This window comes from Tenacibaculum sp. IMCC1 (genome assembly GCF_054906355.1).
Window position 1 is genome coordinate 2,544,690 of the sequence record NZ_CM142818.1, and the last position, 20,639, is coordinate 2,565,328.

The following is a 20,639-nucleotide window of genomic DNA, read 5'->3' on the forward strand; positions in this document are numbered from 1 at the left end:
TATAGATTTATGTCGTCTCATTACGAATCATCTTATAGAGAACCTTTAATACTTGGTGACAAGAGTTACCATGATATTACTGAAGATATTGCTAGACCTATTGAAGGGAAAGCAAACAAAAATTGGTATATAGCATTCTATATCTCTTTAGCAGCAATGTTATGGGGATTTGGATGTATCTTTTACACCGTAGGAACAGGTATTGGTGTATGGGGATTAAGTAAAAACATCGGTTGGGCATGGGATATTACCAACTTCGTATGGTGGGTAGGTATTGGTCACGCAGGAACACTTATTTCTGCAGTACTTTTATTATTCCGTCAAAAATGGAGAATGGCAATTAACCGTTCTGCAGAAGCGATGACAATCTTTGCGGTATTCCAAGCAGGATTATTCCCAATTATTCACATGGGACGTCCATGGAACGGATACTGGGTATTACCAATTCCAAACCAATTCGGATCATTATGGGTTAACTTTAACTCGCCATTATTATGGGATGTATTCGCAATTTCTACATATTTATCGGTATCATTAGTTTTCTGGTGGACTGGTTTATTACCTGATTTTGCAACGATTCGTGATAGAGCTGTTAAACCTTTCCAAAAGAAAATTTATGCATTATTATCTTTCGGGTGGTCAGGTAGAGCAAAAGACTGGCAACGTTTTGAAGAAGTGTCGTTAGTATTAGCAGGATTAGCAACACCATTAGTACTTTCTGTACACACAATCGTATCGATGGACTTCGCAACTTCTATCAACCCAGGATGGCACTCAACAATTTTCCCTCCTTATTTCGTAGCAGGGGCGATATTCTCTGGATTTGCAATGGTACAAACCTTATTAGGTATTATGCGTAAGGTTACAAATATGGAAGCATATATTACACGTTTACACGTAGAGTATATGAACATCGTAATCATTTTAACAGGAGGTATCGTAGCAGTAGCTTATGCAACAGAGTTCTTTATTGCATGGTATACAGGTTCTCCTTACGAAAACTACACATACTTATCATTTGGAGCAGAAGCAGGAGCTTACGGATGGGCATTTTGGTCGTTATTAATTTGTAACATTTTCACACCACAGTTATTATGGATCAAAAAGATTAGAAGAAGTTTTATTTGGTCTTTTATTATCTCGATAGTAATTAACATCGGTATGTGGTTTGAGCGTTTTGATATTATTGCAATTGTATTAAGTAAAGGACAGTTACCATCTACATGGTGGCGTTTTGAACCAACGTTCGTAGACGTAGGTATCTTTATAGGAACTATCGGATTCTTCTTTGTATTATTCTTATTATATGCAAGAACTTTCCCAGTAATCCCTACAGCAGAGATTAAGACTATTTTGAAATCATCAGGTGAGAATTTTAAAAAATCAAGAGAAGAGAACAATGAGCACTAATAAAGTAATTCACGCATTATATAATGATGATGATATCTTAATGGATGCCGTTAAGAAAGTAAAAGCAGAAAATCATCATATTGAAGAAGTATTTTGTCCTTTTCCAGTTCATGGATTAGACAAAGCAATGGGATTAGCACCAACACGTTTAGCAATTACCGCTTTTTTATATGGTATTACAGGCTTATCAGTAGCAGTTTGGTTAACATGGTATACTATGATTGCTGATTGGCCTCAAGATATTGGGGGAAAACCAAACTTTTCATGGGCTACCAATATGCCAGCTTTTGTTCCAATATTATTTGAATTAACAGTGTTTTTTGCAGCACACTTAATGGTAATTACTTTTTATATGAGAAGTAAGATATGGCCATTTAAAGAAGCTGAAAACCCTGACCCAAGAACTACAGATGATCACTTTTTAATGGAGATTCCTGTTAAAGGGAGTGAAGAAGAGTTGGTGTCATTATTAGAGAAAACTGGAGCTGTAGAAATTAACGTAGTAGAAACGCACTAATAAAGAGATATGAAGAATTTAAAAATAATTATCGCTTTAGCTGTAGCAGCAACAAGCTTAAGTTCTTGTAACGATAAACGAAAACCACAAGTTCAGTTCATGCCAGATATGTATGTATCTGTACCCTACGATGCAAATGGAGCCGAAGGTATTAATAATGAAGAGGTAAATAAATTACCAGTAGCAGGTACTGTAAGCAGAAACGGAGTTGTAGCTTATGATATTCCAGACACTAATGAAGGATATGAAAAAGCAAAAGCTGAATTAAAAAACCCATTACCAACTACTGAGGCTAACTTAGAAAAAGGTAAAGAGTTATATGACATATACTGTGCTTCTTGTCACGGAACAAAAGGGGATGGTAACGGAGTGTTATCGCAAAGAGATAAATTCAATGGTATCCCAAATTACGCAGACAGAGAGTTAACCCCAGGGAATATTTATCATGTAATTATGTATGGTAAGAACTTAATGGGATCTCATGCATCACAGTTAAGATACAATGAGCGATGGCAAGTTGTACAATACGTAGAAAAATTAAGAAGCGAATTAAAATAAGTCTATAATAGATAGTTAAGATATGTACCAGTTTTCAGGAAAATTAAAAATGCTAGCTATTGTTTTAATGGCTGTAGGACTTTTAGGAACAGGTTATAGTTTCTTTTCAGCGCCTAAAACATTAGAAGAAGCAAAAGAAATTTTAGCAAAACAAGATGCACATCATGGAGGTCATGAAGCGAAAGCAGATCATGCTGATGTAGAGCATAAAGAAGAAGCTAAAGTTGAAAATCACGAAGAAGATACAACAACTGAAGAGCATGTTGCAGACAGTACTGCTACACACACTGAAGAAGTAGCACACAACGGTGAACAAAATCATTCGGAAGAAGCTACTGAAAATACACAAGCAAAAGATAGTTCGGCAGTACATGTAGCTGAAGATGATCATAAAGAAACAGCAACTGATGAAGCGAATGAAACAACTGAAGCACATACTGAAGTAGCTGCTCATGGTGAAGATCACGGAGATGCTCATGCAGAACACGCTTTACACCAAATGCAAAATAGACCTTGGTCTGCTTTGTATGTTGCTTTATTATTCTCTTTAGGTATTACATTGTTAGTGCTTGCTTTTTATGGTTCACAAATTGTTGCACAAGCAGGATGGTCTGTAGTATTGCACAGAGTAATGGAAGCTATTTCATCAAATTTACATTATGTGAGTTTAATAATGTTAGTATTCTTAATACTTACAGCAATGCATATGAATCACCTGTTTACTTGGATGGGAGAAGGAGTAACTGACCCAACAAGTCCAAATTATGATGCTATAGTAGATGGAAAAAAATGGTGGTTAAATACTCCAGGTTGGCTAATAAGAAGTATTGTTTACTTAGCAGGTTGGAATGTTTATCGTTTTCTAATAAGAAAGTGGTCGTTAGCTCAAGATAACGGAGATTTAAAGCAGCATAAGAAAAATTATAATGCAACAGTTATATTTCTTATATTCTTCATGATTACTGAAAGTATGGCTTCTTGGGACTGGATTATGGCAATAGATCCGCACTGGTTCTCAACATTGTTTGGATGGTATGTATTAGCTACTTTCTTAGTGTCTGCTTTAACAGTCATAGCAATGGTAACTATTTACTTACGTTCAAAAGGAGTATTGCCATTGGTAAATGATAGTCATATTCACGACTTAGCTAAATTTATGTTTGGTTTCTCAGTATTCTGGACATATTTATGGTTCGCACAGTTTATGTTAATTTGGTATGCAGATATGCCAGAAGAAACAACTTATTTCTTATTACGTTTTAACGAATATAAAGTGCCATTTTTAGCAATGGTTGTAATGAACTTTATTTTCCCAGTATTATTATTAATCAACAGTGATTTTAAGAGTAGACCTTGGTTTGTAATTTTAGGAGGAATTGTAATCTTAGCAGGTCATTATATTGACTTATTTGTAATGGTTATGCCAGGAACAGTAGGTGGTCAATGGGCATTTGGAATTGGAGAGATAAGTGGGGTACTATTCTTCACAGGATTGTTTATTTTTGCTACGTTTAATGCGTTTGCAAAAGCTAATCCAGTGCCAAAAGGTAACCCTTATTTACACGAAAGTGAAACCTATCATTACTACAACATCGAACACACAGGAGAAGATAGTAATCATCATTAATAAAAAGAATTAATAAACAAATAGTTTAGATAATATGCTCGCTTTATTTTATATTTTCATAGCAGTTGCAATCGGAGTAAGTTTTTGGCAAATTACTCGTATAATGAATTTCCGTTCTGTAATTGCTACAGATGAAGACAACGAAAAACAAGCTAAATATTCATTAGCTTTCCTAGCATTCCTTTATGCAATGATGATTTACTGCTTAATTGCCATGAATGTAATTATGTTACCAGAAGCTGCTTCTTTTGAAGGAGAGCATGATGACAACCTTTTTAATATCACTTTTTGGTTAATTGGAATAGTTCAGTTTGGAATGCAGTTTTTAATTTTCTTCTTTACTTACAAGTACAGAGGAAATAAAAACAATAAGGCATTATTTTATGCAGATAGTCATAAGTTAGAATTAATTTGGACAACTATTCCTGCAGTAACAATTGTGTTATTAATTGGATATGGTTTATGGGCTTGGAACAACATTATGTATGTTGGAGACGATGAAAACCCTATTGTAATTGAAGTATACTCTCAACAATTTCGCTGGGATGCACGTTATGCAGGTGAAGACAACCAATTAGGTTTAGGTAATGTAAACTTTATCAAAGGAATTAACACTATGGGGGTCGATATGTCAGACCCAAGTGCACAAGATGATAAGCAAGTAACAGAATTATACTTACCTAAAGGGAAGAAAGTATTATTCAAGTTCCGTTCGCAAGATGTATTGCACTCTGCTTATATGCCACACTTTAGAGCACAAATGAACTGTGTTCCAGGTATGGTAACTCAATTCGCATTTACGCCAAAGTATACCACAGCAGAAATGCGTCAAAATTCTGAGGTAATTGCAAAAACAGAAGGAATTAACAAAATTAGAAGAGCTAAAGGAGAAGACCCATATGAGTTTGATTACTTATTATTATGTAACAAAATTTGTGGAGCATCTCACTACAATATGCAAATGAAAATTACTGTTGTTGAAGAAGAAGAGTACAACAAGTGGTTATCAGAACAAAAAACATTAGCTCAAGTTATTAAATAAGATATTTTTTTAAAGTATATATAGATTATGTCAGATCATCATCACAAAGAAACATTTGTAACTAAATACATCTTTAGTCAAGATCATAAAATGATCTCGAAACAATTCCTTGTTACAGGTATATTTATGGGTATCATAGGAGGTTTCATGTCTATGTTATTTCGTTTACAAATTGCATGGCCAGATACATCGTTTTCAATTGTTGAAGCATTCTTAGGAAACCATCAAACAGATGGAATTATGAACCCAGATATGTACTTAGCGTTAGTTACGATTCATGGTACAATCATGGTATTCTTTGTACTAACGGCAGGTTTAAGTGGTACATTCTCCAACCTATTAATTCCGTTACAAATTGGAGCTCGTGATATGGCTTCTGGATTCTTAAATATGGTATCTTACTGGTTATTCTTCTTATCATCAGTAATAATGATTATTTCATTATTTGTAGAAGCAGGACCAGCATCGGCAGGATGGACAATTTACCCTCCATTATCAGCATTGCCACAAGCAATTCCAGGCTCAGGTACAGGAATGACGTTATGGTTAGTGTCTATGGCAATTTTCATTGCATCATCGCTAATCGGTTCATTAAACTATATCGTAACAGTTTTAAACTTACGTACAAAAGGATTGAAAATGACAAGATTGCCATTAACAATGTGGGCATTCTTTATTACAGCGATTATTGGTGTAATTTCATTCCCGGTATTATTATCAGCAGCCTTATTATTAATCTTTGATAGAAGCTTTGGTACTTCATTCTACTTATCAGACATCTTTATTTCTGGAGAAGTATTACATTACCAAGGAGGGTCACCAGTATTATTCGAACACTTATTCTGGTTCTTAGGTCACCCAGAGGTATATATTATCTTATTACCAGCATTAGGTATTAGTTCAGAAGTAATTTCAACAAACGCACGTAAACCAATTTTTGGTTACCGTGCAATGGTTGGTTCTATTATGGCAATTGCATTCTTATCTACGATTGTATGGGGTCACCACATGTTCGTTTCTGGAATGAATCCATTCTTAGGTTCTGTATTTACATTTACAACAGTATTAATTGCAATTCCATCAGCAGTAAAAGCATTTAATTATGTTACTACACTATGGAAAGGTAACCTACAGTTAAATCCTGCAATGATGTTTTCTATCGGATTAGTTTCTACGTTCGTAACAGGAGGATTAACAGGACTAGTATTAGGAGATTCAGCTTTAGATATTAACGTTCACGATACATATTTCGTTGTGGCACACTTCCACTTGGTAATGGGGGTATCTGCTTTATTAGGGATGTTTGCTGGTGTTTATCACTGGTTCCCTAAGATGTATGGTAGAATGATGAACAAAACATTAGGGTACTGGCACTTCTGGTTAACAATAATCAGTGCTTACGGAGTATTTTTCCCAATGCACTTTATAGGGTTAGCTGGTTTACCACGTCGTTATTATACAAACACAAACTTTCCAATGTTTGATGATTTGGCAGATATAAACGTGTTTATGACTATCATGGCTATTCTTGGAGGTTTAGCACAGTTAATCTTCATAGCAAACTTCTTTATTTCTATGTATAGAGGTCAAAAAGCAACACAAAACCCTTGGAATGCAAATACACTTGAGTGGACTACTCCAGTTGAACATATTCATGGAAACTGGCCAGGAGCAATTCCTGAAGTTCACAGATGGGCTTACGATTACAGTAAAACAGATGAAAATGGTGAGTATGTACACGGAAAAGACTTTGTACCACAAAACGTACCACTATTAGATGGCGAAGAGCCTTCTTAAAAAAGATAAATTATAAAGCCTCCCAAAACTGGGAGGCTTTTGTTTTCTATAAGTATTAGTAGATCTTGTAATAATTTTTTAGCATAAAATATTAGTTAAGTAACTTATATTACAATGTGAACATTTTATTTCAAGTATATTTGCAACAATATGAATGAAAACTTAAACCCTGAAAATACAAATTATTCAAATGAAGAACTAGATGTAGAAAAAAAACTACGTCCGCTTTCATTTGATGATTTTACTGGCCAAGATCAGGCAATAGATAATTTAAAGGTTTTTGTAGAGGCAGCGAATCAACGAGATGAAGCGTTAGATCATGCCTTATTTCATGGCCCTCCAGGATTAGGAAAAACAACGTTGGCTCATATTTTAGCTAATGAATTAGGAGTTGGAATAAAAGTAACTTCAGGACCTGTACTAGATAAACCTGGAGATTTAGCGGGTTTACTAACCAATTTAGATGAACGAGATGTTTTATTTATAGATGAAATACATCGATTAAGTCCAATAGTTGAAGAATACCTGTATTCAGCAATGGAAGATTATAAAATCGATATCATGATTGAATCTGGTCCAAATGCACGTACAGTTCAAATTAACTTAGAGCAATTTACTTTAGTAGGAGCAACTACTCGTTCAGGATTGCTCACAGCGCCTATGCGAGCTCGTTTTGGTATCAGTAGCCGATTACATTATTACTCAACAGAATTATTAACAACCATCATACAACGAAGTGCATTTATTTTAAAAGTGCCTATTTCTATGGAAGCCGCAATTGAAATTGCAGGAAGAAGTAGAGGGACTCCTCGTATTGCTAATGCATTACTACGTAGAGTGCGTGATTTTGCTCAAATTAAAGGAAATGGTACAATTACCATAGAAATAGCCAAATATGCCTTAAAAGCTTTAAATGTAGATGCACATGGTTTAGATGAAATGGATAATAAAATTTTATCTACTATTATTGATAAGTTTAAGGGTGGCCCAGTAGGAATTACTACGTTAGCTACTGCTGTAGCAGAAAATTCAGAAACAATAGAAGAAGTTTATGAACCTTTTTTAATTCAGCAAGGGTTTATTATGCGTACGCCAAGAGGAAGAGAAGTAACTGATTTGGCATATAAACATTTAGGAAGAATTAAAGGAACTAGTCAAGGAGAGCTCTTTTAAATAAATGAAACTATTAAAAAAACTCATACCTATATTAGAATGGATACCTAACTATAAAAAGTCACAGTTAAAAGGTGATGTAGTTGCAGGTATAACTGTTGCTATTGTACTAATTCCTCAAGGCATAGCGTATGCACTTATTGCAGGTTTACCACCAATTTATGGGTTGTATGCTGCGTTAGTGCCTCAATTACTATATGCTATTTTTGGTACGTCACGTCAAGTAGCAATTGGTCCTGTAGCAATGGACTCATTAATTGTAGCAACAGGAGTATCTACCTTAGCATTAACAGGTTCTGAAAGTTATATAGCTATAGCAATATTACTCGCGCTAGTAGTAGGGACTATTCAGTTTTTAATGGGAATTTTCCGTTTAGGATTTATTGTTAACTTTTTATCAAGACCTGTAATAACTGGGTTTACCTCTGCAGTAGCTTTAATTATTGGATTGAATCAATTTAGGAATTTATTCGGAGTAGATTTTGTACAAAGTGATCAAATCCATGTATTATTAGAAGATATTCTCTTCAGACTTAAATATTTTAAAACAAATACAACAATAATAGGTTTAATAGCATGTGCTATTATTATAATTTTTAGAAGAATTAATAGAAAAATACCCAATGCATTAATCGTTGTTATATTGGGTATAATAAGTATCCGTTTTTTTGGAACAGAATTATCAGATGTAGCCATTGTAAAAGATATTCCATCAGGCTTACCTAAATTTTCAATGCCAGTAATTGATGTAGCTTTAATACGTGAATTAATGCCGATAGCGGCAACTTTGGTTATGGTAGGATATTTAGAAACTATTTCTATTGGAAAAACTTTGGAAGCTAAGCAAGATGAGTATAGAGTAAGACCCAATCAAGAATTAGTAGCTTTGGGTTTAAGTAATATGGTTGGGTCATTATTTCAATCATATCCGTCAGCATCAAGTTTTTCTCGTTCGGCAATTAATGCAGAATCGGGAGGAACTACAGGAGTTTCCGCAATAGTTTCCGCAATTTTGGTAGTGTTTACCTTACTTTTTTTAACCCCAGTTTTTTATCACTTGCCAAAAACTATTTTATCAGCAATTATTATAGTTGCAGTTTTTAACTTAATAAATTTAAAAGAAGCAAGAAGGCTATGGAAAGCAAATAATTTAGATTTCTGGCTACTCTTAGCTACTTTCTTAGCTACTATTTTCTTCGGAATTGAATATGGAATTTTAATCGGGGTAGTTTTATCATTAATTGTTTTAATTTTTAGAACTTCAAGACCGTACGTAGCAGAGTTAGGAAAAGTACCAAATTCAGATTTCTATCGTAATAAAAGCAGGTTTAAGGAAGTCATTCTAGACGATGAAATTTTAGTATTTCGCTTTGATGCACAACTTTTTTATGCTAATTCAAATTACTTTAGAGATAAGCTAGATGAAATGGCATCAGAAAAAGGAAAAGCATTAAAGTTGATTGTTTTAGATGCTGAAAGCATAAACAGAGTTGATAGTACAGGAATTGATATGTTAAAAGAACGTATTATTTATTTTAACAAGCATAACATTCAATTTTACTTTGCAGGAGTAAAAGGACCTGTAAGAGATGCCTTTTTTAGAGGAGGCTTATTAGACGTTGTGAGTTTAGACCACTTTTTTATGCGTGCCAATGGTGCCGTAAATTTTTATAAAACAGGAGATAATCAAAATCAGAAAAAATACGCACAGTATATACATCAAGCGTATAAATAATATATAATATCATGAAAATAGAGCAAATTTATACAGGTTGTTTAGCACAAGGAGCCTATTATATTGAAAGTAATGGAGAAGTAGCAATTATAGATCCATTACGTGAAGTTGATCCTTACATAAACAGAGCTGAAAAAGATGGCGCTAAAATCAAATATATTTTCGAAACTCACTTCCATGCAGATTTTGTAAGTGGTCATGTTACACTAGCTGAAAAAACAGGAGCAACAATTGTATACGGACCAACAGCAAAAACAAATTATGAAGCTCATATAGCAACAGATGGAGAAGTATTTAGGTTAGGAGAAATTACAATTACTGTATTACATACTCCAGGACATACAATGGAAAGTACTTCTTATTTGTTAAAAGATAAAGACGGAAAAAATCATGCAGTTTTCAGTGGAGATACTTTGTTTTTAGGTGATGTTGGACGTCCAGATTTAGCACAAAAAGCAGCAAACTTAACGCAAGATGAATTAGCAGGATTATTGTACGATAGTTTACGTACAAAAATTATGACATTGGAAGATGAAGTAATTGTATATCCGGCACACGGAGCAGGATCGGCTTGTGGTAAAAACTTAAGCAAAGAAACAGTAGGCACAATTGGCGATCAAAAGAAAACCAATTACGCATTGCGTGCAGACATGACCAAAGAGGAGTTTGTAAAAGAAGTAACAGACGGGTTACTACCTCCACCTGAATATTTTCCTTTAAATGTAAAAATGAATAAGGAAGGATACCAATCTATCGATGAAGTTATCAAAAATGGAGCAAGAGCTTTATCAGTAATAGATTTTGAAAAAATAGCAAACGAAACAGATGCGTTGATTTTAGATGTACGTCATCAATCAGAATTTATTAAAGGATTTATTCCTCAATCAATTTTTATTGGTTTAGGAGGAACATTTGCTCCATGGGTAGGAGCATTGATTAAAGATGTTACTCAACCAATTTTATTAGTTACTCCTAAAGGAGAAGAAGAAACTACGATTACACGTTTATCTCGTGTTGGTTTTGATAATGTGTTAGGGTATTTAGATGGAAGCTTTGCAGCTTGGAAAGAAGCAGGAAAAGAAGTAGATACGTTACGTTCTGTTTCTGCAACTATTTTAGCAGAAGCAATTACGGAAAAAGCACCTGTTTTTGATGTTAGAAAACCAGGAGAATATGCAAATGAACATATTGTAGATGTACCAAGTACACCGTTAGATTTCTTAAACGAGCATGTTGAAGAGTTTCCAACAAAAGAAGACTTTTATGTACATTGTGCTGGAGGATACCGTTCAGTAATTGCAGCGTCTATTTTAAAAGCCAGAGGATTTCATAACATCATTGATGTTGCTGGAGGATATAAGGCTATTAAAGAAACTGATATTCCAAGGACAGCAACGGTATGTCCATCAACTTTAAAATAAGCAAGATGAACAAAGGCATTTTTTTAGTAGGTTTATTTTTAACAGTGATATTGTCGTGTAAACAACAAAAGACAGAGGTAAATAACATTACTATAGATAACTTACAAGTAGTTTTACAGAATGAAAATAATGCACAGTTATTAGACGTTAGAACCCCAGAAGAGTGGTCAAGAGGAGTTATTGAAAATCCAATTAAAATAGATGTTACAGGTAATGATTTTGAAGGAAAAGCTCTGGAGAAATTAGATAAAACAAAACCGGTATACCTTTATTGCCGTTCAGGCGGAAGAAGTTTAAAAGCAAGTGAGTTACTTGCTCAAAAAGGTTTTAAAGTATACAATGTTTTAGGAGGTTATCTAGAATGGACAGAGAAAAATAAAGAATAAAGAAAATCCCGAGTATACTACTCGGGATTTTCTTTATTCATCTTAGCTTACTCTTCAAACATTGTTTTAGTTAATAATTCAGTTTCAGTGCTATTATTAATTATAATGATTTTTTCAAATTTACCATCAAAATTACTGTCAATAAACTTTAATTCTTTTTTTGAATCGTAAATTAAAACGAATTCTTCTGGAACTCCATCTTCATCATTATCGAGAGAATAACCAACCTTATTTCCAGCCGAATTATAACAGTCAGTTTTTTCATAAACGCCATTTTCATCCCTGTCAAAACAAGTTTGATATACTTTTCCATAAGTAGTATAAACTCTAGCAATCTCATAATTGGAGTCAAAGTTTACATCAAAAAATTGATTAGCTATTTTATTATTTTCTTTCCAATAACTAGTCAAGATTTCATGATTGTTTATCCATTTGAAAGTAAAGTTTTTAGCATCCATTAATAGAGAAATTTCTTTATTTAATTTAAAAGAATAAATCCCAAGTCCGATGCTTGTTATAGAAAGTAATATTATTAAGGTTGCTTTCAATTTCATAGTTAAATAATCTTTTGGCGAATTTAGTCTTTTAAGTCAAGCTTTAAAAAATAAAAAAACCGAGACAATTGTCTCGGTTTTTTGTTTTTCTAGCATTTTCCCAATTAAAACTTTAACGTTGCACCTACTAAAAAGTTTCTAGTAGCTTGCGGAAAGTATCCTTGGACCTCAAAAGAAGTTCCAGGAGTATCCCAAGTATTTAAATAGGTATATCCTCTATCAACATATTCTTTATCAAAAAGATTGTTTACCAATCCTGTAAAAACAATAGATTTAAAAACTTTGTTCATTTTTAATTCATAACTAACATTAAAATCACTAACGTAATAGCTATCAAGTTTAGAGGCTTCTGTGTTTGTGTTACTTAAATATTGTTCACCAACAAATTTAGATAATAAAGAAAGCTGTAACCCTTGTGTAGGCTTATAAACCAAAGCATTTCCAGCAATAATATTTGGAGAAAAAGCAATATTAGTCGTACCAATATTGCGTTGAACACCATCACGATCTAAAATAAAATTCTTGATTTTATTACTACTTACCGTAAGGTTTTGATTAATACTAAACTTGTCTGAAATGTTAATATTAGCATCAATTTCTACTCCTAAACGATAGCTGTCTTTCACATTTTCTCGTAAATATTCTCCAACATCATTCAGTCCACCAGTTTGAATTAATTGATTGTCGTACGACATGTAATAGATGTTGGTGCTCAATTGAACCGTTTTATTATGCAAACGCCACCCTAATTCAAAATCATCTAAGGTTTCATGTTGTACATTCGGGCCATTTTGAAAATCATCACGGTTCGGTTCTCTGTTCGCACGAGCATACGATGCATAAATGCTATTTTCTTTATTAATACTGTAAGTAAAACCTAACTTAGGATTAAAGAAGCTAAATGAAGTGTCAATATTTAAAGGATTTAAATCAGAAGTAAAGCCTCCGGTTGTATAATCAATAAACCTACCTTGTACATCAACAAAAGCTTTTAAATTATCAAAAACATTAAAAGTAGCTTTAGAAAAAACGCTAATATCATTTTTCTTAGCATCACTAAAATAGTAACGATCTCTAATGCTAGCACCATCTGCAAATTGTGTAGCCCAAATAACTTCACCAAAATGATCTCCTTTATAATTACTATAAGAAGCACCAGAAATTAACTCGAATTTTTCAGTTTTATAAGTAACGTTAGCATTAGCTATATAAAAATCATTATCTAACCAACGACGAACAATAACATCGCTTCCGTCAACAATTACATTACCATAATCAACAGCATCTTTGTCCTCTTTAAACTGTTCAAAATATCCTTCTCCTTTGGTATAATTTAATCCAATATTGGTAGACCAGTTATCAGAGAGTTTCTCATTCCAATGTAATTGGTAATGATCTTGCCAATAATTATCGGTTTCATTATCGTAGGTATACGGGTTCTGGCGACGATTTTCTTGTAACTCCTCAGCACTTAAGCCATACCAAGCTTGATAGGTTTGTTGCTTTCCTCCAAAAGCTAAGGCTTTAATCAACGTATTGTCATCAGTATAACTACCTTGTAAGAAATACGATTTTAAATCGGTAAAAGCTCGGTCAACATATCCATCAGAGTAAATGTTAGACAAACGTCCTGCAAACTCAAATCCATTATTTAATTTTCCAGTGGTAAACTTTACGGTGTGTTTTCTAGTTCCATAAGAACCAAAAGCATTTGAAATTTCTCCACTAGCTTCATCCGAAACAGCATCGGTTAAAATATTTAAACTAGCTCCAAATGCTCCAGAACCGTTCGTAGACGTTCCCACACCACGTTGTAATTGTAAACTTTGTGTAGACGAAGCAAAATCTCCCATATTTACCCAAAAAGTTCCATGACTTTCAGAGTCATTGTATGGAATTCCGTTAATCGTAACATTCACACGAGAAGCATCCGAACCACGTACACGAATATAAGTATAACCAACACCAGCCCCAGCATCTGACGAGGATGTTACAGAAGGTAAGTAGTTTAGTAACACAGGAATATCCTGTCCTAAATTACGTTTTTCAATTTCTTGTTTGCCAAGGTTAGAGTGTGTTACGGGTGCATCTGCTTTTACACGAACAGCAGATACCAACACTTCATCTAACACAGTTTCATTAGAAATTAATTGAAACGTAATCTGTTGGTTGTTGGTAAGTTCAACTTCTTGTGAAAGGCTTTTAAACCCCACATAAGAAACCTCAATAACATGTGTTCCTTTTGGTAAGTTTAATTTGAATTTACCTTCAAAGTCGGTAGAAGTTCCTTTGTTTTGAGCTTTAATTGCTACGGTAGCACCCACTAAAGGTTCTTGGTTTGCATCAACTATTTTACCAGATAGAATAAACGTTTGTGCGCTTGTTGTTAATGTTGTGAATACAACGAGTAAAAAAGCTACTATCTTCACTTTTTTACGAAAAGACATCGGTCTCATTTTATAAAAACAAAATCGAATAAAAAGAGGTAATTATTCTTTAGTTAAACATTGAATAATTAAAATTTGTCATTACGAGGAGTTAGTTTACGACGACGTAATCTTTTCTTCAATAAACAGATTGCCACAGTAATTTTCCAAATTACTTCGCAATGACGATAAAATCCCTAAACAGCATTACCTGTTCCAGGTTCGTTGGGTATGATCTCAGCCTGAATTTAATTATGAATTATAAATGATTAATTACAAATTATTTTAATAATTAAAATTCGTAATTCCACAATTCGTAATTCAAATAAGGCACCCCTTTATGAGAACAGTGCAAAGGTAAATATGAAATATGAATTAAGCGGGATAAATAGCGGGTTTTTCTGAGGTTGTTAGTAAATGGATAGGAAGTAATCAAGGAAGTAAAAAAACATTCTAGCCAATTTATAGATTTAACTCAATGCATTCCATTGTAATTTTAATATTTTAGTGGTGAAAATATCAGACATTTATGAGTAAATCTTTTAAAACGAGCGTTAATAAAACGCATGATTTTGACTTTACTGAAGCGCAAATAGAGGCGTTAGACATAGTAGAAAAATCACAAAATAACTACCATGTACTTGATGGTAACCAATCGTATCAAGTTACCATACTCCAAACAAATTTCAACAAAAAAGCATACACCATTCAAATCAACGGAAACACCTATGAGGTGAATATTTCTAATGAATTAGACATGTTGATTGATGAATTAGGTTTAGAAGTAGCTGCAGAGAAAAAAGAAAACGATATCAAGGCACCAATGCCTGGGTTAATTGTTTCTGTTGATGTTGAAATTGGTCAAGAAGTAAAAGAAGGTGATGGAATTTTAGTATTAGAAGCCATGAAAATGGAGAATACCTTACAAGCACCAAGAGACGGAGTCGTAAAATCGGTAGCTATTCAGGCAGGTGATAAAGTAGAAAAGAATACGGTTTTAATAGAAATGGAATAATATGAAAAAGATATTAGTAGCAAACAGAGGAGAAATTGCCTTACGTGTAATGCGTACTGCAAAAAAGATGGGAATTAAAACCGTAGCTGTTTTTTCTGAAGCAGATAGAAATTCGCCACACGTAACTTTTGCAGACGAAGCGGTATGTATTGGTCCTGCACCTTCGAATCAATCCTATTTATTAGGAGATAAAATTATTGAAGTAGCCAAAGAGTTAGATGTAGACGGAATTCACCCAGGATACGGATTTTTAAGTGAAAATGCAGCCTTTGGAGAAGCCGTAGCAAAATCAGGAATTGTATTTATAGGCCCAAAAACACACGCTATTGAAGTGATGGGAAGCAAATTGGCTGCAAAAGATGCAGTAAAAGCCTATGATATTCCGATGGTTCCGGGGATTGATGAAGCAGTAACTGATGTAGAATATGCATCGAAGGTAGCAAATGAAATTGGGTATCCGATTTTAATAAAAGCATCAGCAGGTGGTGGAGGAAAAGGAATGCGTGTTGTTGAAAAAGAAGCGGATATTAAAGAACAAATGCAGCGTGCAATTTCAGAAGCAGAATCAGCTTTTGGAGACGGTTCTGTATTTATAGAAAAATATGTAGGGTCACCACGTCATATCGAAATCCAAGTGTTGGCAGACGCTCATGGAAACGTAGTACATTTATTTGAACGCGAATGTTCAGTACAACGTCGCCACCAAAAAGTAGTAGAAGAAGCACCATCGAGTGTGTTGACTCCTGAAATTAGAGAAGCCATGGGAGCAGCAGCCGTAAGAGTTGCGAAAGCCTGTGATTATTTAGGAGCAGGAACGGTTGAGTTTTTACTAGACGAAAACAAGAATTTCTACTTTTTAGAAATGAACACACGCTTGCAAGTAGAGCATCCAGTTACCGAAATGATTACGGGTATTGACTTGGTAGAGCAGCAAATAAAAATAGCAAGAGGAGAGGAGCTATCATTCACCCAAGAAGACTTACAAATTAAAGGGCACGCATTAGAATTACGTGTATACGCCGAAGATCCGTTAGACAATTTTGCACCGAGTATTGGAGTGTTGGAAGTGTACCAACATCCGAAAGGAGAAAATATTCGTGTAGATGATGGTTTTGAAGAAGGAATGGAAATTCCTATTTATTACGATCCGATGATTTCTAAACTAATAACGTATGGAAATACGCGCGAAGAAGCTATTGAGTTAATGAAACAAGCGATTAGTAATTATAAGGTAAAAGGAATAGAAACTACGTTGCCGTTCGGAAAGTTCGTATGCGAACACGAAGCGTTTACTTCAGGAAATTTCGATACTCATTTTGTAAAGAAGTATTACACACCTGAGTTGTTAGAAGCAGGATACGAAAAAGAAGCGAAGATTGCTGCACAAGTTGCTTTACAGCAGTATTTAAAAGAGCAACGTATTTTAAAAACTTGTTAATACATAATGTGCGTTAGGGATTGCAGCGGCATCCTTTTGTTGTCAGTTCGAGTTTGCGGAGCAAGTATCGAAAACCAACAAAAGATATAGCGGAAAGCCCGACCCTTGGGGAACGCCCAAAAAAAGAATATAGATGAAATCTAAAATAGAAGAATTACAACATAAACTTACAGAAGCAAAGTTAGGAGGCGGACAACAACGCATCGACCGTCATCATCAAAAAGGAAAATTAACCGCACGTGAGCGTATCGATTATTTCTTAGATGAAGGTTCTTTTGAAGAAGTAGGCATTTTAGTAACGCATAGAACGACCGATTTTGGAATGGAAAATCAGAAGTTTTATGGTGACGGAGTGGTAACAGGATACGGAACTGTAAACGGACGCTTAGTGTACGTGTTTGCACAAGACTTTACGGTGTTTGGTGGTTCGTTATCGGAAACACATGCGGAAAAAATCTGTAAGATTATGGATTTGGCAGTAAAAGTAGGAGCACCATTAATCGGATTGAACGATTCTGGTGGAGCACGTATTCAAGAAGGAGTACGTTCGTTAGGTGGTTATGCCGATATTTTTTATAGAAACGTACAAGCATCAGGGGTAATTCCACAAATCTCAGCAATTATGGGACCTTGTGCAGGTGGAGCAGTGTATTCTCCAGCCATGACCGATTTTACCGTTATGGTAGAAAATTCAAGTTATATGTTTGTTACGGGACCTAACGTAGTAAAAACAGTAACCAATGAAGAAGTAACTTCAGAAGAGTTAGGAGGAGCAAGTACGCATGCAACCAAATCGGGAGTAACGCATTTAACGGCTGCAAATGATGTACAATGTTTGGAAGATATCAAAACATTGTTGAGTTATATGCCACAGAACAATCAAGAAACCACTGCGAAATTACCGTTTGAATTAGGAGATGAAATTAGAGAAGAATTAGCCAACATCGTTCCAGATAATGCCAACAAGCCGTACGATATGTGTGCGTTGATTGACGGTATTGCTGATGCCGATTCATTTTTTGAAATCCATAAAGATTACGCCGATAATATCGTCGTTGGATTTGCGCGTTTAGGAGGAAGAAGTGTGGGGATTGTTGCCAACCAACCGATGAGTTTAGCAGGGTGTTTGGATGTAAACAGTTCTAAAAAAGCAGCACGATTCACCCGTTTTTGTGATTGCTTTAATATTCCGTTATTGGTGTTGGTAGATGTACCAGGATTCTTACCAGGAACCGATCAAGAATGGAATGCTATTATTACCAACGGAGCAAAATTATTGTATGCATTGAGTGAAGCTACAGTGCCAAGAGTAAGTGTAATTACCCGTAAAGCCTATGGTGGAGCGTATGACGTAATGAACTCAAAACACATTGGAGCCGATATGAATTTTGCATGGCCTAGTGCAGAAATTGCGGTAATGGGAGCCAAAGGAGCGAGTGAAATTATCTTTAAAAAGGAAATTGCAGAAGCAGACGATCACGAAGCAAAACTAGCAGAGAAAGAAGCGGAGTATGCTGATAAATTTGCGAATCCGTACCGAGCAGCAGAACGCGGATTTGTAGATGAGGTAATTTTACCACAAGACACGCGTAGAAAACTAATCAAAGCTTTTGCGATGTTAGAAGGTAAAAAGGTAGAAAGACCTAATAGAAAACACGGGAACATACCGTTGTAATAAAATACATATCAATATTTTTAAGAGGCGCTTCTTTTTAGGAGCGTCTTTTTTTTATTAGGCTTTGACCGTGATTGATTTAATACTAAATTAATGAGATTTTTAGAAAAGAGTAAGGGTGTATAAATCATTACTAGTCCCATATTTATTAAATTGGGTGTTCAAACTATATAGCTAAGCTTATATAAGATGTTAGTATAACTATGAATTGGAAAATAATTACAGAAAATAAAAGAAGGTATGCTGATACATCCTACTATTTAAAAGCTGAAAGAGATTGTTTAGAAGGAACTATTGTATTAGAGATATGTTGGATTGAGAATTTTATGTATGACTTAACGGTTTATTTATATAGAAAAGAACCAAAACGAAAATTCTTGTTTTTTAAAAGTACAAAGCCTGAAACACTTTATAATTGTTTAGTTTTTTATAATGGGCGTATTGAAAAATATGGGCATCAAATAATGAGAATGACAGAAGATGCTCCATTAGAAAAATTAAAGAGATTAGATTCCTTTCAAAAAGATGGAGTTCTTAACTATAAAATAGGAGAAAAATCTGGTTTAGATTTTACAACTACTTTGCCAGAGAAAAATTGAGCTACTACACATCCTAAAAAGTAACCACAAAAAAACGTCATTACGAATGAAATGAAGTAATCTATGTGTTTATAGTTTGAAATAAACAGATTACTTCAGTCGTACCTCCTTCGTAATGACGTTAGCTAATAAAAATTTGATTTAAAAAGGAGTTTTTCGAAGCCCTTTTACGCAGAATAGTCTGAAAAAGCGATGAGATTCAGAGGCTTTGAATCTCATCGCTTTTTCAGACGTTTTTAAACAAAGTTTAAAAATTCCTCGTAAAAGTGTCCTTTCTTTTGGTTCGTTTTCTTTGGACAAGCAAAGAAAATGAAGATAGTAGTTTATTGAGCAATACTATTAAGTATAAAGCTACTCTATATTCAGCTTAACACTACATTAATGATAAAAAAAATAACTTTTATGACTTAAATAGTTGGTTTTGAGGGTTTCCGTAATTTTTTACAAATATGTTTTTTTAGGTTTAAGAAGAATTAAGCTTTATGAATCCTAACTAACTTAAAAATATAGAATTATGAAAAAAATCTTACTACTAATTTTTTTATTGAATACTTTTTTTTCTTTTTCACAGATTGAAGGAGCTAAAGAAATTTCAAAAGAAGATGCAGATAAGCTAGGTAATATTAAGAAGAAAGGGATCAAATTTGGTGTATCTTTTGGTTTTAATCAAACTTTTGATGAATTGGTTGATGCAAGAATATCTCCAATTGACACTACTTTAACTTTACAAAATACGTCTAGAACATCTTTTCTTCTATCTACTACACTATCATTCGCGATTTTAAGCAAATGGTTAGGAGGGGGAAGGTATTATCGAAAACTAGATGTAAGTGGTAACCCGGTTGGAGACCCGTATTTTGTTCCGAGTGGATTATCAATAGTTACATCAATTAATTTAGTTACCTTTAATTCTGCTTTAGGAGGTGCAGGACTATTCAATCAGAAATTAGACGGGGGTTTAGGACTTGGATACACTTTTGGAGAAAATGTTCAACTTGCGCTTACTTATGAAATGATTTCTTTTAGACAACCAAGGGATTTTTTGAAAGAGTTGAATGGACAAACAGTTGAGGTAAACGGCTCAAAATTAATGTCATTAAACCTTGACGATAATGATTATTTCATAGATAAGTATATTCCATCAATATCATTGAAAATTATTTATATTCTAAATTAATAAAAAACTTACCCCTTTGGCCTATATTTATTAATCTGTAACAGATTAGGTTATTTTGGTTAATGTGTAAAACTTTTATCCATAAGCTA

At 34.1% G+C, this 20,639-nt stretch carries 17 protein-coding genes; 15 read left to right on the plus strand and 2 right to left on the minus strand.

The features are described 5' to 3' along the window. Positions 1-9: 9 nt before the first annotated feature. The 10 genes from nrfD to ACXIHB_RS12000 all read left to right on the plus strand — a co-directional run bounded on the left by nrfD (position 10) and on the right by ACXIHB_RS12000 (position 11,666). On the plus strand, positions 10-1,410 hold the full coding sequence (nrfD, locus tag ACXIHB_RS11955) for an NrfD/PsrC family molybdoenzyme membrane anchor subunit (protein WP_028891351.1): 1,401 nt from the start codon (positions 10-12) through the stop codon (positions 1,408-1,410). Beyond that, entirely contained in the window at positions 1,400-1,927 is a 528-nt protein-coding gene (locus tag ACXIHB_RS11960) for a DUF3341 domain-containing protein (RefSeq protein ID WP_047788300.1), read from the plus strand. The genes nrfD and ACXIHB_RS11960 overlap by 11 nt, the downstream gene beginning before the upstream one ends. Positions 1,928-1,936: 9 nt before the next feature. Then, positions 1,937-2,485 (plus strand): c-type cytochrome, encoded by a 549-nt coding sequence (locus tag ACXIHB_RS11965; RefSeq protein ID WP_172644827.1) that lies wholly within the window; start codon positions 1,937-1,939, stop codon positions 2,483-2,485. A 22-nt stretch (positions 2,486-2,507) separates the two neighbouring features. Beyond that, the gene (locus tag ACXIHB_RS11970) at positions 2,508-4,112 is read left to right on the plus strand and encodes a quinol:cytochrome C oxidoreductase (RefSeq protein ID WP_047788301.1); all 1,605 of its coding nucleotides are present in this window, start codon (positions 2,508-2,510) and stop codon (positions 4,110-4,112) included. 34 nt (positions 4,113-4,146) lie between these two features. Next, the gene (locus ACXIHB_RS11975) at positions 4,147-5,154 is read left to right on the plus strand and encodes a cytochrome c oxidase subunit II (RefSeq protein ID WP_073182523.1); all 1,008 of its coding nucleotides are present in this window, start codon (positions 4,147-4,149) and stop codon (positions 5,152-5,154) included. A gap of 27 nt (positions 5,155-5,181) precedes the next feature. Continuing rightward, positions 5,182-6,951 (plus strand): cytochrome c oxidase subunit I, encoded by a 1,770-nt coding sequence (locus ACXIHB_RS11980; RefSeq protein WP_073182524.1) that lies wholly within the window; start codon positions 5,182-5,184, stop codon positions 6,949-6,951. Between the two features lie 150 nt (positions 6,952-7,101). Then, a complete protein-coding gene (gene ruvB, locus ACXIHB_RS11985; RefSeq protein ID WP_462098320.1) occupies positions 7,102-8,124 on the plus strand; it encodes a Holliday junction branch migration DNA helicase RuvB in 1,023 nt (340 codons plus the stop codon). Positions 8,125-8,128: 4 nt separating this feature from the next. Next, the gene (locus tag ACXIHB_RS11990; protein ID WP_462098321.1) at positions 8,129-9,859 is read left to right on the plus strand and encodes a SulP family inorganic anion transporter; all 1,731 of its coding nucleotides are present in this window, start codon (positions 8,129-8,131) and stop codon (positions 9,857-9,859) included. 11 nt (positions 9,860-9,870) lie between these two features. Continuing rightward, a complete protein-coding gene (locus ACXIHB_RS11995) occupies positions 9,871-11,280 on the plus strand; it encodes an MBL fold metallo-hydrolase (RefSeq protein ID WP_159610893.1) in 1,410 nt (469 codons plus the stop codon). A 5-nt stretch (positions 11,281-11,285) separates the two neighbouring features. Then, positions 11,286-11,666, plus strand: coding sequence for a rhodanese-like domain-containing protein (locus tag ACXIHB_RS12000; RefSeq protein WP_462098322.1), 381 nt, complete (start codon positions 11,286-11,288; stop codon positions 11,664-11,666). Positions 11,667-11,713: 47 nt separating this feature from the next. Here ACXIHB_RS12000 and ACXIHB_RS12005 read toward each other — a convergent pair whose 3' ends face one another. Together ACXIHB_RS12005 and ACXIHB_RS12010 are read right to left on the minus strand one after the other, a co-directional pair. After that, entirely contained in the window at positions 11,714-12,220 is a 507-nt protein-coding gene (locus tag ACXIHB_RS12005; RefSeq protein ID WP_462098323.1) for a hypothetical protein, read from the minus strand. 104 nt (positions 12,221-12,324) lie between these two features. Then, positions 12,325-14,667, minus strand: coding sequence for a TonB-dependent receptor (locus tag ACXIHB_RS12010; RefSeq protein ID WP_462098324.1), 2,343 nt, complete (start codon positions 14,665-14,667; stop codon positions 12,325-12,327). Between the two features lie 508 nt (positions 14,668-15,175). Between ACXIHB_RS12010 and ACXIHB_RS12015 the strand changes: the two genes are divergently transcribed. The 5 genes from ACXIHB_RS12015 to ACXIHB_RS12035 all read left to right on the plus strand — a co-directional run bounded on the left by ACXIHB_RS12015 (position 15,176) and on the right by ACXIHB_RS12035 (position 20,550). Continuing rightward, positions 15,176-15,661 (plus strand): acyl-CoA carboxylase biotin carboxyl carrier protein subunit, encoded by a 486-nt coding sequence (locus ACXIHB_RS12015; RefSeq protein WP_394420312.1) that lies wholly within the window; start codon positions 15,176-15,178, stop codon positions 15,659-15,661. A 1-nt stretch (position 15,662) separates the two neighbouring features. Then, entirely contained in the window at positions 15,663-17,099 is a 1,437-nt protein-coding gene (gene accC, locus ACXIHB_RS12020) for an acetyl-CoA carboxylase biotin carboxylase subunit (protein ID WP_462098325.1), read from the plus strand. A gap of 133 nt (positions 17,100-17,232) precedes the next feature. Continuing rightward, the gene (locus ACXIHB_RS12025) at positions 17,233-18,774 is read left to right on the plus strand and encodes an acyl-CoA carboxylase subunit beta (RefSeq protein WP_462098326.1); all 1,542 of its coding nucleotides are present in this window, start codon (positions 17,233-17,235) and stop codon (positions 18,772-18,774) included. A 203-nt stretch (positions 18,775-18,977) separates the two neighbouring features. After that, positions 18,978-19,373, plus strand: coding sequence for a hypothetical protein (locus ACXIHB_RS12030; RefSeq protein ID WP_462098327.1), 396 nt, complete (start codon positions 18,978-18,980; stop codon positions 19,371-19,373). A 514-nt stretch (positions 19,374-19,887) separates the two neighbouring features. Next, complete coding sequence (locus tag ACXIHB_RS12035; RefSeq protein WP_462098328.1) at positions 19,888-20,550, plus strand: hypothetical protein; 663 nt, start codon at positions 19,888-19,890, stop codon at positions 20,548-20,550. The last annotated feature ends 89 nt before the right edge of the window (positions 20,551-20,639 follow it).

Excerpts from the sequence above, each read along its gene's own strand:
- nrfD (WP_028891351.1), top strand. The coding sequence starts at position 10 with ATGTCGTCTCATTACGAATCATCTTATAGAGAACCTTTAATACTTGGT.
- ACXIHB_RS11960 (WP_047788300.1), top strand. The coding sequence starts at position 1,400 with ATGAGCACTAATAAAGTAATTCACGCATTATATAATGATGATGATATC.
- ACXIHB_RS11965 (WP_172644827.1), top strand. The coding sequence starts at position 1,937 with ATGAAGAATTTAAAAATAATTATCGCTTTAGCTGTAGCAGCAACAAGC.
- ACXIHB_RS11970 (WP_047788301.1), top strand. The coding sequence starts at position 2,508 with ATGTACCAGTTTTCAGGAAAATTAAAAATGCTAGCTATTGTTTTAATG.
- ACXIHB_RS11975 (WP_073182523.1), top strand. The coding sequence starts at position 4,147 with ATGCTCGCTTTATTTTATATTTTCATAGCAGTTGCAATCGGAGTAAGT.
- ACXIHB_RS11980 (WP_073182524.1), top strand. The coding sequence starts at position 5,182 with ATGTCAGATCATCATCACAAAGAAACATTTGTAACTAAATACATCTTT.
- ruvB (WP_462098320.1), top strand. The coding sequence starts at position 7,102 with ATGAATGAAAACTTAAACCCTGAAAATACAAATTATTCAAATGAAGAA.
- ACXIHB_RS11990 (WP_462098321.1), top strand. The coding sequence starts at position 8,129 with ATGAAACTATTAAAAAAACTCATACCTATATTAGAATGGATACCTAAC.
- ACXIHB_RS11995 (WP_159610893.1), top strand. The coding sequence starts at position 9,871 with ATGAAAATAGAGCAAATTTATACAGGTTGTTTAGCACAAGGAGCCTAT.
- ACXIHB_RS12000 (WP_462098322.1), top strand. The coding sequence starts at position 11,286 with ATGAACAAAGGCATTTTTTTAGTAGGTTTATTTTTAACAGTGATATTG.
- ACXIHB_RS12005 (WP_462098323.1), bottom strand. The coding sequence starts at position 12,220 with ATGAAATTGAAAGCAACCTTAATAATATTACTTTCTATAACAAGCATC.
- ACXIHB_RS12010 (WP_462098324.1), bottom strand. The coding sequence starts at position 14,667 with ATGTCTTTTCGTAAAAAAGTGAAGATAGTAGCTTTTTTACTCGTTGTA.
- ACXIHB_RS12015 (WP_394420312.1), top strand. The coding sequence starts at position 15,176 with ATGAGTAAATCTTTTAAAACGAGCGTTAATAAAACGCATGATTTTGAC.
- accC (WP_462098325.1), top strand. The coding sequence starts at position 15,663 with ATGAAAAAGATATTAGTAGCAAACAGAGGAGAAATTGCCTTACGTGTA.
- ACXIHB_RS12025 (WP_462098326.1), top strand. The coding sequence starts at position 17,233 with ATGAAATCTAAAATAGAAGAATTACAACATAAACTTACAGAAGCAAAG.
- ACXIHB_RS12030 (WP_462098327.1), top strand. The coding sequence starts at position 18,978 with ATGAATTGGAAAATAATTACAGAAAATAAAAGAAGGTATGCTGATACA.
- ACXIHB_RS12035 (WP_462098328.1), top strand. The coding sequence starts at position 19,888 with ATGAAAAAAATCTTACTACTAATTTTTTTATTGAATACTTTTTTTTCT.